At 65.4% G+C, this 14144-nt stretch carries 15 protein-coding genes; 8 read left to right on the plus strand and 7 right to left on the minus strand.

Annotation, left to right across the window (positions count from 1 at the left end; translation table 11 throughout):
- Positions 1 to 191 precede the first annotated feature (191 nt).
- Positions 192 to 1133 carry an aldo/keto reductase gene (locus AC0L2F_RS00760; RefSeq protein ID WP_473247173.1) on the plus strand — a complete coding sequence of 314 codons (942 nt, stop codon included), beginning with the start codon at positions 192 to 194 and terminating at the stop codon, positions 1131 to 1133.
- An 18-nt stretch (positions 1134 to 1151) separates the two neighbouring features.
- On the opposite strand, the gene hmuQ is transcribed toward AC0L2F_RS00760, so the two are convergent.
- From hmuQ to AC0L2F_RS00780, 4 genes are all read right to left on the minus strand, one after another.
- Positions 1152 to 1475: a heme-degrading protein HmuQ gene (gene hmuQ / locus AC0L2F_RS00765; RefSeq protein WP_473247452.1), complete on the minus strand. Its 324-nt coding sequence runs from the start codon at positions 1473 to 1475 to the stop codon at positions 1152 to 1154.
- A gap of 330 nt (positions 1476 to 1805) precedes the next feature.
- Positions 1806 to 2177: an endonuclease domain-containing protein gene (locus tag AC0L2F_RS00770; protein ID WP_063993918.1), complete on the minus strand. Its 372-nt coding sequence runs from the start codon at positions 2175 to 2177 to the stop codon at positions 1806 to 1808.
- 231 nt (positions 2178 to 2408) lie between these two features.
- Positions 2409 to 3626, minus strand: coding sequence for a DUF1501 domain-containing protein (locus AC0L2F_RS00775; RefSeq protein ID WP_473247453.1), 1218 nt, complete (start codon positions 3624 to 3626; stop codon positions 2409 to 2411).
- 2 nt (positions 3627 to 3628) lie between these two features.
- Complete coding sequence (locus AC0L2F_RS00780) at positions 3629 to 5185, minus strand: DUF1800 domain-containing protein (protein WP_473247174.1); 1557 nt, start codon at positions 5183 to 5185, stop codon at positions 3629 to 3631.
- 114 nt (positions 5186 to 5299) lie between these two features.
- Here AC0L2F_RS00780 and AC0L2F_RS00785 point away from each other — a divergent pair, with 114 nt between their 5' ends.
- A complete protein-coding gene (locus AC0L2F_RS00785) occupies positions 5300 to 5512 on the plus strand; it encodes a cysteine-rich CWC family protein (RefSeq protein WP_473247175.1) in 213 nt (70 codons plus the stop codon).
- Between the two features lie 65 nt (positions 5513 to 5577).
- On the opposite strand, the gene AC0L2F_RS00790 is transcribed toward AC0L2F_RS00785, so the two are convergent.
- Entirely contained in the window at positions 5578 to 6276 is a 699-nt protein-coding gene (locus AC0L2F_RS00790; protein WP_473247176.1) for a glutathione S-transferase family protein, read from the minus strand.
- Between the two features lie 181 nt (positions 6277 to 6457).
- Between AC0L2F_RS00790 and AC0L2F_RS00795 the strand changes: the two genes are divergently transcribed.
- Both AC0L2F_RS00795 and AC0L2F_RS00800 read left to right on the plus strand, forming a co-directional pair.
- Positions 6458 to 7573 (plus strand): MBL fold metallo-hydrolase, encoded by a 1116-nt coding sequence (locus tag AC0L2F_RS00795; RefSeq protein ID WP_473247177.1) that lies wholly within the window; start codon positions 6458 to 6460, stop codon positions 7571 to 7573.
- Positions 7573 to 8181 carry an SCO family protein gene (locus tag AC0L2F_RS00800; RefSeq protein WP_473247178.1) on the plus strand — a complete coding sequence of 203 codons (609 nt, stop codon included), beginning with the start codon at positions 7573 to 7575 and terminating at the stop codon, positions 8179 to 8181. The genes AC0L2F_RS00795 and AC0L2F_RS00800 overlap by 1 nt, the downstream gene beginning before the upstream one ends.
- Positions 8182 to 8207: 26 nt before the next feature.
- On the opposite strand, the gene AC0L2F_RS00805 is transcribed toward AC0L2F_RS00800, so the two are convergent.
- On the minus strand, positions 8208 to 8438 hold the full coding sequence (locus AC0L2F_RS00805; protein ID WP_473247179.1) for a hypothetical protein: 231 nt from the start codon (positions 8436 to 8438) through the stop codon (positions 8208 to 8210).
- Complete coding sequence (locus tag AC0L2F_RS00810; RefSeq protein WP_473247180.1) at positions 8435 to 9214, minus strand: TSUP family transporter; 780 nt, start codon at positions 9212 to 9214, stop codon at positions 8435 to 8437. Before AC0L2F_RS00810 ends, AC0L2F_RS00805 begins: the two co-directional genes overlap by 4 nt.
- A 250-nt stretch (positions 9215 to 9464) precedes the next feature.
- Here AC0L2F_RS00810 and AC0L2F_RS00815 point away from each other — a divergent pair, with 250 nt between their 5' ends.
- From AC0L2F_RS00815 to uvrB, 4 genes are all read left to right on the plus strand, one after another.
- Positions 9465 to 10382 (plus strand): LysR substrate-binding domain-containing protein, encoded by a 918-nt coding sequence (locus AC0L2F_RS00815; protein ID WP_473247181.1) that lies wholly within the window; start codon positions 9465 to 9467, stop codon positions 10380 to 10382.
- Positions 10383 to 10506: 124 nt separating this feature from the next.
- On the plus strand, positions 10507 to 10734 hold the full coding sequence (locus AC0L2F_RS00820) for a hypothetical protein (RefSeq protein WP_007614796.1): 228 nt from the start codon (positions 10507 to 10509) through the stop codon (positions 10732 to 10734).
- Between the two features lie 58 nt (positions 10735 to 10792).
- The gene (locus AC0L2F_RS00825; protein WP_473247182.1) at positions 10793 to 11023 is read left to right on the plus strand and encodes a hypothetical protein; all 231 of its coding nucleotides are present in this window, start codon (positions 10793 to 10795) and stop codon (positions 11021 to 11023) included.
- 108 nt (positions 11024 to 11131) lie between these two features.
- Positions 11132 to 14125, plus strand: coding sequence for an excinuclease ABC subunit UvrB (gene uvrB, locus AC0L2F_RS00830; RefSeq protein ID WP_473247183.1), 2994 nt, complete (start codon positions 11132 to 11134; stop codon positions 14123 to 14125).
- The last annotated feature ends 19 nt before the right edge of the window (positions 14126 to 14144 follow it).

The raw sequence follows: 14144 nt of genomic DNA on the forward strand, positions 1-14144 counted from the left end.
GCCCCCGTCACCGATCAAGCGCCCCAAAGCGGTCCCCGTCAGTCGCCGCGTCTGACAGGGGCCGCATTTTTTTGTCGGCAGTTCCTTGTCGGCAGCTCCTTGTCGACATGGCAGCAACGCGGCGCGCGGCTTGCTGCGGCGGCGCACCGCAGTCACAATACGCCCCTGCCAATCTCCGACAGGGATCTCCCATGGAAATTCGTAATCTCGGCGCCTCCGGCCTGCGCGTGTCTGCGGTCGGCCTCGGCTGCAACAATTTCGGCCAGCGCACGGATTTGGAGACCTCGCGCAAGGTGATCCATCGCGCGCTCGATCTCGGCATCACGCTGTTCGACACCGCCGACATCTATGCCGGCATGGGCGGTTCGGAAACGGTGCTCGGCACCGTGCTCGGCGACCGCCGCAAGGATATCGTGCTCGCCACCAAATATTCCAAGCCGATGGCGACCGACGGAACCAAGCAGGGCGCTTCGCGCCGCTACATCATGAACGCAGTCGAGGCGAGCCTGACGCGGCTGAAGACCGACTACATCGATCTCTACCAGCAGCACGATTACGACCCGCTGACGCCGATGGAGGAGACGCTGCGCGCGCTCGACGATCTCATCCGTCAGGGCAAGGTGCGCTATATCGGCAATTCCAATTTCCCGGCCTGGCGCATGGCGGAGGCCGAATTCACTGCGCGCGCGATGAATGTCAGCCGCTTCGTCTCCTGCCAGGACGAATACAGCCTGCTGGTGCGCGACGTCGAAAAGGACCTGCTGCCGGCCGCACAGGAGTACAAGCTCGGCCTCCTGCCGTTCTTCCCGCTCGCAAGCGGGCTCCTCACCGGCAAGTACCAGCGCGGCGCAGCCGCCCCGACCGATACGCGCTTCGGCAAGGTACCGGCGTTACGCGACCGCTATGTCACTCCGCGCAACGAGGACATCGTCGAGAGGCTCACGGCCTTCGCGAAAGCGCGCGGGCACAGCATGCTCGAGCTCGCCTTCTCCTGGCTCGCCGCGCGCCCGCAAGTGTCGAGCGTGATTGCTGGCGCCACCCGCGTCGCGCAGGTCGAGGAGAACGTGAAGGCGATTGCGTGGAAGCTCGGTGCGGAGGAGATGGCGGAGATCGACAAGATCACGCTGGGCTGACCGTTACGGCGTGGCGCGCTACTTGGCGCCGCGCCCCACCGTCTGCATCACCTCGAAGCCCTCGAACTGGGGATGGCCGAGATAGGTCGGCTTGGTGTCGCCGGCCCGCGCATGCGCGGCACGAAAAGCATCCGATTTGGTCCAGGCCTCGAACGCCCCATGGTTCGCCCACACCGTGTGCGAGGCGTACAGCGTGTGGTCCTCGAGCTCGGGGCCACGCAGCAGATGAAACTCGACGAAGCCCGGCACCTTGTCCAAATGGGTATCGCGCGAAAGCCAGACCTGCTCGAAAGCAGCCTCGGAGCCCTTGGCGACGCGGAAGCGGTTCATGGCGATGTACAGCGTAGTCTCCTATAAGGCGCGATCGTAAGAGAGGCACCGGCCTCTCGCTCCCTCGCCCCGTTCTCACGGGCAGAGGGAGGGGTGAGGGGCTGCCTCCGCAAGCTCGGTCTGAGTTGTAATTGAAGTCCGTAATCCGCGCACCGTCATTGTGCGAGTCGGATGGAATGTCGTCTTGGCAAGCGATGTGCCCGGCCCCTCACCCGGATCGCTGCGCGATCCGACCTCTCCCCGCTGAAGGGCGGGGAGAGGTTGAAACTCGCGGCAGGCGCTGGAAATTCGATCGCCTTTAGAATCAGGAATGCACCGGCCTTTCGCCCCCTCGCCCCGTTCTTACGGGGAGAGGGTGGGGTGAGGGGCTGCCTCCGCGAGTTCGGTCTGAATTGTAAGCAGAACGCCCTCGATATTTCCAAGAACGTCATTGTTCCAGAAGCGAACGACCTTGTAACCTTTTTCTCTCAAGCGTTCGTCTCGAATAGCATCTGTCGCCGATTCATTGTGCTGACCACCGTCGACTTCGATAACGAGGCACTTTTCACGGCAGACGAAGTCGCAGATGTAACCAGCAATGGGCTCTTGCCTGACGAACTTGTTGCCATCGATCCGCCGGTTACGAATCCGATTCCAGAGGACTGTCTCTGCGTCCGTTTGATCGACGCGGAGCCGGCGTGCGAGTCGGATGGACTTCTCATCGTGGCCACGCATTGCCCTGTCCCTCACCTGGACTCTTCAACTCAGCTCTCGCCGCAAGGACGCACCGCTCCAGGTTCGGTCCGAATTGTAATTGAAGTCCGTAGTCCGCGCACCGTCATTGTGCGAGTCGGATGGACCGTCATTTCGGCAACCGTGTGCCCTGCCCCTCACCCGGATCGTACCGGACGACGCTGCGCATCGCCGGGGCGATCCGACCTCTCCCCGCAGAAGAGCGGGGAGAGGTTAAGCAACCAGCCCCTTCATCGGTCGTGCGCTTGCGCTGTCGGGGAACACCGTCTCGGCCAGCACGCGATCGGACAGGCCGAACTGTCCCTGCAGCACGCCCTTGATCACGGAGCGCAGATCGGTGGTGGGCTTGAGATCGCGGGCCTCGAAGAGGTTGGCGGGCTTGAGGCCGGGCCAGTCGGCGATGACGCGGCCGCCCTTCACCGCGCCGCCGGCCAGCAGCGCGATCGTTCCCGTGCCGTGATCGGTGCCGTCGGTGCCGTTGATGCGCGCGGTGCGGCCAAACTCGGTCGCGACCACCACGGCGGTGTCGCGCCAGCGGTCGCCGAGGCCGCTTTCGAATTCGGCGAGCGCACCGTCGAGCCCGCCCAGCAGGAAGGCGAGGCGACCGACAGGGCCGCCTTCATTGGCGTGCGTATCCCAGCCATCGAACGCGAGCGCCGCGATGCGCGGGCCGTCGTCGGACGCCATCAGTTTTGCGGCGCCGCGCGCGACCTGCCGCATCTGCGCGACCGCGTTGCCCGGCTTCGGCTTCATGTCGGCGCCGCTCGCGGCCTTTTCCAGCTGAAGACCCTGCGACAGCACGGCCGCCAGCGCGGGATCGCGGTGACGATAGAGCTCGACCAGACGCATCGCGGTGTCGTCATCGGCTTGCGGCAGCGCCACCGGCGCCCAGCCGACGGTCGGCGCATTGCCGCGCAGCACCAGCGGCGTGGTCGGGCCGACGGCAAGAGCACTCGACACCCGCTCGCCGCGCGGCAGCGCCTCCAGCGCGCGGTTGAGCCAGCCGGATTGCACGCGACCGGGCCCGGCATAGCCGCTTTCGAGCACGTCCTGGCCGTCGAAATGCGAGCGGTCGCGATAGGGCGTCGCCACCGCGTGGATCACCGCGGCATGCCTGTCGCGATACATGCGTGCGAACTCGGGCATTGCCGGATGCAGCGCAAAGAAAGTATCGAGCATGATCGCGGGATGGGCGCCGTCCGCCGTCAGCGCGATCGCCCCGTGCAGGCCGGCATAATCGGGATCGCCGACCGGCGCGACGGTCGAGAGTCCGTCAAGCGCGCCGCGCAGGATCACCACGATCAGCCGGGGATCGCGACCGTCGGCCGCGCGGGCAAATTTCGGCAAATAAGCCCAGGCCGCGAAGGAGGCGCCGCCGAGCAGGAGGCCGCGGCGCGAGGTGAGGAGCCGGTTCTCGACGCAGTCGATCATCATCATCTCCTCTGCATTTCCGGCGACATCAACAGCAGCGCCAGCGCCTGCTGCCGCGACTCCGCGCGCTCGATGGTGCGCCGCGTTTCGATCGAGGTCGCATCTGCGGCGGCAAATTCCAACAAATCGAGCGGGTCGATGTTGGGCCCGAGCCGCGCGCCCATTTGCGCGGCAATATCGAGCCGGAGCTTGATGCCTTCGGGCGCAGCCCACGCGGCGCTGGTGTCGGGAAAACCATTCGGGCCGGCCGGCGACCACAGCGGCTGGCCCAGCATATTGAGGTTGTTGAGATAGGCGCCGGGATCCTCCGGCACGCGCGCGAGCAGCCGGCCGCTCGCGACCAGGAAATCATAAGGGTTGCGCATCTTGGTCAGCGGCGCCTTCCACGCCTCGTCGGAATCGACCAGTGCCGTTGCAAGCGCCTTGAGATCGCCGTCGGTCTTGATGAAGACATCGCGCAATCGCGCCACCAGCGCCGGCGGCGGATCGTCCGCAACGAAGTGGCGGACGAATTTGGTGGCGATGAAGTTCGCAGTCGAGGGATGGTGCGCGATGTCGGCGAGCGCGGCTTCGCCTTGCGCAAGGCCGGTTGGCTCGTAGCTCTTGCCGAGCAGCATTTGCGGCCCGGGCTGGTGCGCATTGACGTTGAACACGAAAGAACCGGGCGCTCCCAGCTGTCCCTGCCGGCCGGCAAAGGTCCAGCCGGTAATGATGCGCGCGAGCGAGGTGACGTCGTCCTGCGTGTAGCCGCCGCCGACGCCGAGCGTATGCAGCTCCATGATCTCGCGCGCGAGATTTTCGTTCAGCCCGCGCTTGCGGTTCTGGCCCGCGCGCGAGTCCGGTCCGAGCGATTGCTGGTTATCGAGGAAGAACAGCATCGCCGGATGCTGCTCCACCGCCTTCAGCATGTCGGCGAAACGCCCGAGCACGTGCGGCCTGATCGCCTCGCGCTCGAACGCGCCGGCCCATATCCGCGCCAGCTCGCCCTTGCTGGCGGAGATGCAGAAATGGTTGGACCAGAACACGACCAGGCGTTCGGTGAAGCCGCATTCGACCAGGGTCGCGCGCTGCAACCGCGCCAACGCCTCGGCGCGAAAGGTCTTTTGGATGACGTTGAGCGGCTGCGGGGCGGGTTTTGCCGCAGCCGGCGCGGCCGTGTTGGGCTGCATGTCCGCCGGCTTATTGTCAGTCGGCTTATTGTCAGTAGGTTTGGCCTCAGCCATCTGGCCGGCGATCTCGGTTGCCACGGCGTTCAGCGAGAGATTGCGGCGCGGTCCGGGCTTCTGATCGGCCGGCGCTTCGGTCGGCGCGCCGGCTTTGGCGGCGGCCTCGCGCGCCTGCTTGACCTGATCCTGATAGGCGAACACGGCCTGCCCGAGCTGCGGCGTGGATTGCAGGCCCGGCGCCTCCAGCAGCACAGCGTTGGGGCGGGCGAGTTCCGCCTTCACAAAACCGCGAGGATCGGAGGCCGCGTTGACGAGATCGCCGGATGCGCCGCCGCGGGCGCCGAAGCCGAAACGGTTGAGCGCGACGAGCGCGGCTTGCGAATCGCGGGCCATCGATATGTCCTTCGCGCGTTGCCAACCGCTTTCCGAGTCTGTGCGCGAGGCATAATATACCGCAGCGGGAGATGAACCCGGCATGAAAATGACAGCACAGCTTTCGCGCAAATCATGACAAATCCGCAAGACATTCCAGTGCAGAAACCGCGCCGCCTCGCCTGCTCCCGTTGCGGCGCCGAGTTCGGTTGCGATCTCTCAGGCGCGTGCTGGTGCGCGGAAGAAACAGCGCGGCTGCCGATGCCGGTCAAGGGCGAGGATTGCTTGTGCCAGGCTTGCTTGCGCGAGGCGGCGGCGACGCGTAGCCCGGATGGAGCGCAAGCGTAATCCGGGTTCGTGCCACGCATTGCGACCGTCCCGGATTGCGCTGCGCTCCATCCGGGCTACGAAGCTTACACCGCGTGCCCCGGCGATTTCCGCGCCATGCCGTCGAACGCATCCAGCAGCTTTTCGCGCCAGGCGTAGACCGGGTCGTCCGCTTCCAGCAGCTTGAACGGGCTCGTCACGCGCGCCCACTGAAAACCACCGAACACGATGTAATCGGCATAGTTCGGTGCGGCGCCGCCGATGAAGGGCTGCTTCTTCAGGGTCTGCCGCATCACCTCGAGCGATTTGCGGAAGGCGACCACGCCGGCATCGCGGCTGGCCATGATCTCTTCAAGCGTCTTGCCGCCGAAACGCGCCTCGCGCGACTGGCGGAAATAGGCGGCGTCCACCTCGTCCAGATTCTTCGGGATGTCGGCGATGATCAGCGGAAAGATGCCGCCGACGATGGCGATGTCGCCCCAGGCGTTGAGCATGCGCGCCATGGCGCGGCCACCCTCGCCCCCGAACAGCGACGGACGGTCCGGAAACTTGTCTTCGAGATAATTCGCGATCGTCCAGGAATCGACCACCGGCTGGTCGTGATGCAGCAGCACCGGCACCTTCTCCGAGCCGTGCGGCGCAATCGCGCTTTTCTCGGTGAAGCGCCAGGGCAGCGTTTCCGCCGAAAGGCCCTTATGCGCCAGCGCCATCCGCGTGCGCCAGCAGAACGGGCTGAACGGTCGCGAGGCGTCAGTGCCGACGAGTTCGAAGAGTTTAAGCGACATGATGGGCCTGCCCTGCAATGATGCAGCTGCATTAGTTTCGTAACATCGTACCACTCTGTCAACCGCCGAGCTTGCTCGCGCTCGTGAGACTGACGACGGGAATCTACCTGAGGCTTGTTGAGGGCATTCCGGATTGGACCTAAGCTCGGGGCTTTCCAGCATTCATACGGAAGGAATTGCAATGACCAGAAACCTGCCACGACGCGATTTCCTGTTGGGTTCGGCAGCGCTCGCAGGTGCTGCGGCTGCCAATGCGTTCACCTGTGTCGAGATCGCGAGCGCTGCGCCGATTGCCGTCCCGACCGTGGACAAACTCTCGATCCGCGTGCTGGTGGATTCGAGTTTCGACCTGTTCTTCCGTCCCAAGCAGATCAACGGCGTCTCGATCGCACCTGCGCCGCGCGGCAGCGATTTCCGCAAATCGCTGCACAACGAATGGGGTCTGTCGCTCTGGCTGGAATCCGAAGGCGGCGGCAATCAGCGCACGCTGATGCTCGATTACGGCTACACGCCCGAGGTGCTGCTCAACAACATGGCGCTGATCGGCGTCGATCCGGCGAAGCTCAACGCGCTGATCGTCAGTCACGGCCATTACGATCATTTCGGCGGCCTGAACGGCTTCCTCGACAAATTCCGGGAAAAGCTGCCCGCCGACCTCAAGCTTTATGCGGGTGGCGAGGATAATTTCTGTCATCGCGTCAACCCGACCCCGACACAGGGACAGTTCGCGGATTTCGGCACTCTCGACCGCCGGCAGCTCGCGGCACAGAAGGTCACGACTGTGCTGTGCGAAACGCCGACTTTGATCGCTGACCATGCCTTCACCACGGGCAAGATCACACGCCGCAGCAGCGAACGCGTGCTGCCGAACACTCTCGTCGAGTTTGGCATCAAGGACGGGCTTGGCTGCAATGTCGGACACTATCTCCCGGCAGAGATGGAGGGCAAGATCGTGCCGGACGAGCACACCCACGAGCACGCCACCTGCTTCAATGTGCGGGATCTCGGTCTGGTCGTGATCTCGTCCTGCGGCCATGTCGGCATCGTCAACTCGGTGAAGCAGGCGCAGGAAGTGTCGGGTATCCAGAAGGTGCACGCCATCGTGGGCGGCTTCCATCTCGGCCCGGCGCCCAAGGACTACCTCACGCAGGTCGTGAGCGAGATCAAGGCGCTCAATCCTGACGTCGTGGTGCCAATGCATTGCAGCGGGCTCAACTTCGCGCAGGAAGCCAATGTCCAGATGGAGGGCAAGGTCGTGGTGACGACAACAGGCAGCCGCCTCACCTTCGGGCTGTGATGCGACGTGTGAGCGCGGGGCTATTGATGATGCTGGCGCTCGCCTGCGGGGCGGCAGCGGCGCAGGCGCGCTCGGCCGCGCAGACCATGGACGTCCTGATGTGGAATCGGGAGCCGGTCGGCGGACCGTTCGAGTTAATCGACCAGACCGGCAAGCTGCGCAGCGACCGCGACTTTCGCGGGCAGCTTATGCTGGTCTATTTCGGCTTTACTTACTGCCCTGACGCATGTCCGACCGACCTGATGGCGATCGGACTGGCGCTCGAGCAACTCGGTCCGGATGCCGACGCCGTGCAGCCGGTCTTCATCACACTCGACCCCGAACGTGACACGGCCGAGCATCTTGCCGAATATGTGCCGCTGTTTCACCCGCGGCTGCTCGGGTTAACCGGCAGCCTTGACGCAATCGGGACAGCGGCAGACGCCTACAAGGTCTATTTTGACAAGATTCCGGTCGGCAAGGAGGCCGGAGACTACACGATCGACCACACGTCCTTCATCTATCTCATGGACCGCGACGGAAAATATCTCGGCTTCTTTCCGCCGGGCACCTCGGCCGAGCGCATGGTCGAGATCATCCGACCGCGGCTTGCGGCGCCTTCGCGCTAGCAGGAGTGGCTCAGACCGGACCCGAGTCACCGCCCGTTCGAGCGCAGCAGCTTCTCGCCGTCCCTTGTCACCGCGATGATCAACCCCATTCCGGGCAGCGTCTCGCGCGCGACGTAGCCGCGGTCGGCGGCGTCTTCCCAGATGGTAAGGCGCGGGCACGAGGTTTTCCAGGTCGCGATCACCTCGGCATAGGCGCGCGGCTCGCGCGCAACCCATTCGACGAAGTCCAGCACCAGCGGGTCGGCAGTCTCGCTCATTGCAAACCTCCCTTGTCGAAGGCTGCCAGCACGGGCGTGCGGACCAGCAGCCAGCTGCCATAGGCGATATAGTAGCAGGCGATGGTGGTGATCAGCTTCATCGACCAGGCCAAGAATTGCTGGTCGGTCATGGCTTCGAGGATGCGCCGCGCCAGCGTGGTGCCGAGCATGGATGCTGCGATCGCGACGGCCGCGATCACGGGATCGAGCGTCGCGGCCTGGTCGATCACGCCGCCGAAATAGATCAGTTTGATGAAATGGCTGACGAGCTGGCACATCGCCTTGGTCGCCACCTTCTCGCGCCGGCCGAAATTGCCGCCGAGGAAGAAGGTGTCGAGCAGCGGTCCCGACACGCCGGTCATCAGCATGAGGCCCATGCAGATCGTGCCGTAGACGGTGCCCTGCCAGAGACGATCCGGATCCGGCTTGATGTTCGCGGGCAGCAGCCGCGCCATGAATGGGGTGACGCCGAGCAGCAGCAGCGCGACCGGCTTGTCCGGCACATAGCGGGTGAGCGACCACGCCGCGAGCGCGACGGCCGCGCCGGCCATATAGTTCGCGACCGGCCGCCAGCGGATATGCGCGCGCCAGAGAAAGGCGCGCCAGCCGTTGGAGGCCATCTGCGTGATCGCATGCAACACCATCGCGGTCGGCAGCGGCATCAAGGCCAGCAGCACGCCGATCAGGATCAGCCCGCCCGCCATGCCGAACAGCCCCGACAGGAACGCGGTGCCGACCATCAGCAATCCAAGGGCAGCGATCATGATGGGCGTCACGCGATGTCTCCGGTGGTGGCATGTAACGGACGCAAAGGTGCTTCACTCCCTCGCCCCGCTTGCGGGGAGAGGGTGGGGTGAGGGGGAGTCTCCGCAAGGGAGCCAGCAGTGGGACTCGCGGAGAGTCCCCCTCACCCGCCTGCGCTTCAGCAAATCAGCCTGGATTACGCCGATATTTCTGCCCCGCTTGCCCCGTCTACGCAAACTGAGTTATCTTGGCCTGGCATCAGCTTTCCTGAGGGTCGGTCATTTGCGGCGCTTGCTGTTTCTCAACGGCATCAAGGCATTCGAAGCCGCCGCGCGGGCCGGGAGCTTTGCCGCGGCCGGCCTCGAGCTGAGCGTATCGGCAGCCGCCGTCAGCCGCATGGTGCACATCCTGGAAGAACGGCTCGGCGTCGCGCTGTTCGAGCGCAAGGCCAACAGGCTGCTCCTCACGCAGGCGGGCCGCGCCTATCAGAGCGGGCTGACGCCAATTTTCGACGCGCTCGCGAGCCTCACGGCCCAGGTGACGGCGCCCTCGAGCGTCCGCGTGCTCACCATCGGCATCGGCCACACCTTCGCGATGCGCTGGCTGATCCCACGCCTGTCGGAGTTTCGCAACGAGGAGCCCGACATCGAGGTACGCTTCACCACCGGCGGTGCGTCGGTGCCGTTCGGCGAGGACTGGAGCTGCGGCATCCAGCTCGGCACCGGCGACTGGCCGGGGCTGGTGGCCGAGCCGCTGTTCGCCGGCGATCTCACACCGGTCTGCGTGCCCCGCCTCGCCTCCTCGCTGAAGCGCCCGGCCGATCTTAGGGGACCGAGCCTGATCCGCGTGGCGCATTCGCCCGAGGACTGGCCGATCTGGCTCAGGGCCGCGAACCTCGCGCGCATCAACGCGCGGGGGCCGGAGTTCCAGTTCTACGGCCAGGCGCTTCAGGCCGCCGCCGACGGGCTCGGCATCGCCATGGGCATCCGGCCCTATATCGACGACGATCTCGCCGCCGGCCGGCTGGTGGCGCCATTCGAACTCTCGGTGCCCAAGGGCATGCGCTGGTACCTGCTCTATCGCAGCTTCCAGACCGAGCAGCGCGACTTTGCCGCGTTCCGCCGCTGGATCATGCGCGCGGCGTCGGAACCCGCCGCCCGTCCCGTCCGGCGGTCCGGCCGCACCGGCGCGCGGAACTGACGCTGCGACCGGACCTTGGGCAAAAAAGCCGGCCGCTTGTGAACGGCTTCACATCCCAGAATCCGCAAACGTGGTCCCCTGACCCTCCAACAAGGCGCTCGAACAAAACATTTTGGGGACTGCAATGACGACCCTCTACGACGGCTTTGACATCGAATCCTTCGAAGCTGGCAAGGGGCTGTGGCACGCCCGTATCCGGCGTGCCGATTTCAGCCCGGTTGCCATCGACGGCGTGCTGTTTCCGGCCATGGAAGTCGGCTTCGCCTGGCCCGATCCCGATGCCGCGATTGCCCATGCCAAGCATCACATCGATCGCTTCCGCCGGCGGGCCGACGACAGCGACGACGAATAAGCGAGCGGGACTGCAGGCGAACCAAGGAACGGCGCAGGGTCAAAGGGGGAAACCGGTCATGTCAGTCATCGAATTCGAAGACACGCCGCGGCCGAGGATTTACACCCGCAATGTGTTGTCCAGCTGCCCGGAATGCGACGGCGATCTCACGGTGCTCCGCGTGATCGGCGGCCGTGCCGGATGCGAGTATTGGGCCATGCGCTGCACCGATTGCGGCGGCATCCATCTCGACATCCTCGAGCCGCGTCAGGCGGCCGGGGACGATGAGGGACCGTCGCCGGCGGCGTGAACCGCAATATCCGTGATCCCAAGGCTGCTGCCAACCTGCTGTCAGCAGTCTGATCCGGGAAGGGCTTTCGCCCTTTCCTGAGAGCCGGACTCGCCCCATATTCGGAGCATGGCGAAGAAACCTGCATCCTCCGAAAAATCCGGCAAATCCCCCAAGACCAAGGCTCCGACCGCCAAGGCACCAAATTCCAAGGCGCCAAATTCCAAGGCGTCTCGCCCCGACGTGCAGCCGATCGGGCCGGCGCTGGCCGAGTTGCTCAATCCCGCGATCAATCGCGGCGATGCCGGGCTCGGATCGGGCACCGGCCTGCAGCCGCCGCCGGACAATTCGCGCGACCGCCGCTCCGGGGGCGAGGCCGCCGCGCATCGCGCGCGCGCTTCGACGCCGAAGGAGTTTCCGCAGGACAATACGCGGCCGATGCCGCTGCGGCCCAATCCGCAGCCGCCCGGCGCCCGCGACGCGGGCTTCGACGAGGCGCCGCAGGCCAATTACGGAACCGCGGCCACGATCCCGACGCTCGATCCCGAACTGGCCCGTCAGCTCGGCCTTCCCACCGAAGAGGACGATGCCGAAGCCCTGGCGCGCCCGCCGCGCAGCAAGATGGAGGCGCTCGGCGTCAAGGCGACCGCCGACGCGCTGGAATCGCTGATCCGCGAGGGCCGGCCGGAGTTCCGCAAGGACGACGGCTCCACCAGGGTGTGGACCCCGCATCGGCCGCCGCGCCCGGAGAAGTCCGAAGGCGGCGTGCGCTTCGAGATCAAGTCGCACTACGAGCCGCGCGGCGACCAGCCGACCGCGATCGCCGAGCTGGTCGAAGGCATCAATCGCAACGACCGCTCGCAGGTGCTGCTCGGCGTCACCGGCTCCGGCAAGACCTACACCATGGCCAAGGTGATCGAGGCGACGCAGCGCCCCGCCATCATCCTGGCGCCGAACAAGACGCTCGCCGCCCAGCTCTATGGCGAGTTCAAGAGCTTTTTCCCCGACAACGCGGTCGAGTATTTCGTCAGCTATTACGACTATTACCAGCCGGAAGCGTATGTCCCTCGCACGGACACCTACATAGAAAAGGACTCCTCGATCAACGAGCAGATCGACCGCATGCGCCATTCGGCGACGCGCGCGCTGCTCGAACGCGACGACGTCATCATCGTCGCCTCGGTGTCCTGCATCTACGGTATCGGCTCGGTCGAAACCTACACCGCGATGACCTTTGCCCTGAAGAAGGGCGAGCGCATCGACCAGCGCCAGCTCATCGCCGACCTCGTCGCCCTGCAGTACAAGCGCACCCAGGCCGATTTTACCCGCGGCACATTTCGCGTGCGCGGCGATGTCATCGACATCTTCCCGGCGCACTATGAAGACCGCGCCTGGCGCGTGAACCTGTTCGGCGACACCGTCGAGACCATCGAGGAGTTCGACCCGCTCACCGGCCACAAGCAGGACGAGCTCGAATTCATCAAGATCTACGCCAACTCGCACTATGTGACGCCACGCCCGACGCTGGTGCAGGCGATCAAGTCGATCAAGTCCGAATTGAAGATGCGGCTGGACCAGCTCCACGACCAGGGCCGCCTGCTGGAAGCGCAGCGGCTGGAGCAACGCACCACCTTCGATCTCGAGATGATGGAGGCGACCGGAAGCTGCGCCGGCATCGAGAACTATTCGCGCTATCTGACCGGGCGCCTGCCCGGCGAGCCGCCGCCGACGCTGTTCGAATACGTGCCCGACAACGCGCTGGTGTTCGCCGACGAGAGCCACGTCACTGTGCCCCAGATCGGCGGCATGTTCCGCGGCGACTTCCGCCGCAAGGCGACCCTCGCCGAATATGGCTTCCGGCTGCCCTCCTGCATGGACAACCGCCCGCTGCGGTTCGAGGAATGGGACATGATGCGGCCGCAGACGGTCGCGGTCTCGGCCACGCCCAGCGCCTGGGAGATCAACGAGAGCGGCGGCGTGTTCGTCGAGCAGGTGATCCGGCCGACCGGCCTGATTGATCCGCCCGTCAACATCCGCCCGGCCCGCACCCAGGTCGACGACCTCGTCGGCGAGGTCCGCGCCACCGCCCAGGCCGGCTATCGCTCGCTGATCACGGTGCTGACCAAGCGCATGGCGGAGGACCTCACCGAATATCTGCATGAGCAGGGCATTCGCGTCCGCTACATGCACAGCGATATCGACACCATCGAACGCATCGAGATCATCCGCGATCTGCGCCTCGGCGCCTTCGACGCCCTGGTCGGCATCAATTTGCTGCGCGAAGGCCTCGACATTCCCGAATGCGCGCTGGTCGCGATCCTCGACGCCGACAAGGAAGGCTTCTTGCGCAGCGAGACCTCGCTGATCCAGACCATCGGCCGCGCGGCGCGCAACGTCGACGGCAAGGTGATCCTCTATGCCGACCAGATGACGGGCTCGATGGAGCGCGCCATCGCCGAAACCGACCGCCGCCGCGAGAAGCAGGTCGAGTACAACACGGCGCACGGCATCACGCCGGAGAGCATCAAGAAGTCGATCGGCGACATCATGAACAGCGTCTACGAGCGCGATCATGTCCTGGTCGAGATCGGCGGCCACGACATGACCGACGACGTCATCTCGATCGGCCACAATTTCGAAGCCGTGCTCGGCGATCTCGAGACGAGAATGCGCGAGGCCGCCGCCGATTTGAACTTCGAGGAAGCCGCGCGGCTGCGCGACGAGGTCAAGCGCCTGCGCGCCACCGAGCTCGCGGTGGTCGACGATCCCACGGTCAAGCAGCGAACGGTGCAGGGCAAGGCCGGCGCGTATGCGGGCGCGAAGAAATACGGCGACGCCGCCAATTTGCCGGTCAGCGCCATGAAGAAGAAAACCGTGAGCTCCGCGCTGAAGGCGAGCGGCGGCGGCAGCGGCTCGAAGGTGCACAAGCCCCATCTCGACGAGATGCACGGCCCGGAGTCGCTGCCATATCGGGGGGATCGCGCGCTGCCGACAAAACCGTTCGGCGGCGAAAGCCGCATCATCCAGCCGACGGACTCAAGGCAATCGGGGCCAGAGTTCGGGCCATCGCCGCGGTCGAGCGGAGGGGCGCCGGGGCATAGAGGTGGGTGGAAGAAGAGGTAGGGGCGCACAGCGCCGGCGC

The organism is Bradyrhizobium sp. Ken64, from assembly GCF_055807555.1.

Bases quoted from the DNA above. Each gene is read 5' to 3' on its own strand.
- AC0L2F_RS00760 (WP_473247173.1), top strand. From the start codon at position 192: ATGGAAATTCGTAATCTCGGCGCCTCCGGCCTGCGCGTGTCTGCGGTC.
- AC0L2F_RS00770 (WP_063993918.1), bottom strand. From the start codon at position 2,177: ATGCGTGGCCACGATGAGAAGTCCATCCGACTCGCACGCCGGCTCCGC.
- AC0L2F_RS00775 (WP_473247453.1), bottom strand. From the start codon at position 3,626: ATGATCGACTGCGTCGAGAACCGGCTCCTCACCTCGCGCCGCGGCCTC.
- AC0L2F_RS00780 (WP_473247174.1), bottom strand. From the start codon at position 5,185: ATGGCCCGCGATTCGCAAGCCGCGCTCGTCGCGCTCAACCGTTTCGGC.
- AC0L2F_RS00785 (WP_473247175.1), top strand. From the start codon at position 5,300: ATGACAAATCCGCAAGACATTCCAGTGCAGAAACCGCGCCGCCTCGCC.
- AC0L2F_RS00790 (WP_473247176.1), bottom strand. From the start codon at position 6,276: ATGTCGCTTAAACTCTTCGAACTCGTCGGCACTGACGCCTCGCGACCG.
- AC0L2F_RS00795 (WP_473247177.1), top strand. From the start codon at position 6,458: ATGACCAGAAACCTGCCACGACGCGATTTCCTGTTGGGTTCGGCAGCG.
- AC0L2F_RS00800 (WP_473247178.1), top strand. From the start codon at position 7,573: ATGCGACGTGTGAGCGCGGGGCTATTGATGATGCTGGCGCTCGCCTGC.
- AC0L2F_RS00805 (WP_473247179.1), bottom strand. From the start codon at position 8,438: ATGAGCGAGACTGCCGACCCGCTGGTGCTGGACTTCGTCGAATGGGTT.
- AC0L2F_RS00820 (WP_007614796.1), top strand. From the start codon at position 10,507: ATGACGACCCTCTACGACGGCTTTGACATCGAATCCTTCGAAGCTGGC.
- AC0L2F_RS00825 (WP_473247182.1), top strand. From the start codon at position 10,793: ATGTCAGTCATCGAATTCGAAGACACGCCGCGGCCGAGGATTTACACC.
- uvrB (WP_473247183.1), top strand. From the start codon at position 11,132: ATGGCGAAGAAACCTGCATCCTCCGAAAAATCCGGCAAATCCCCCAAG.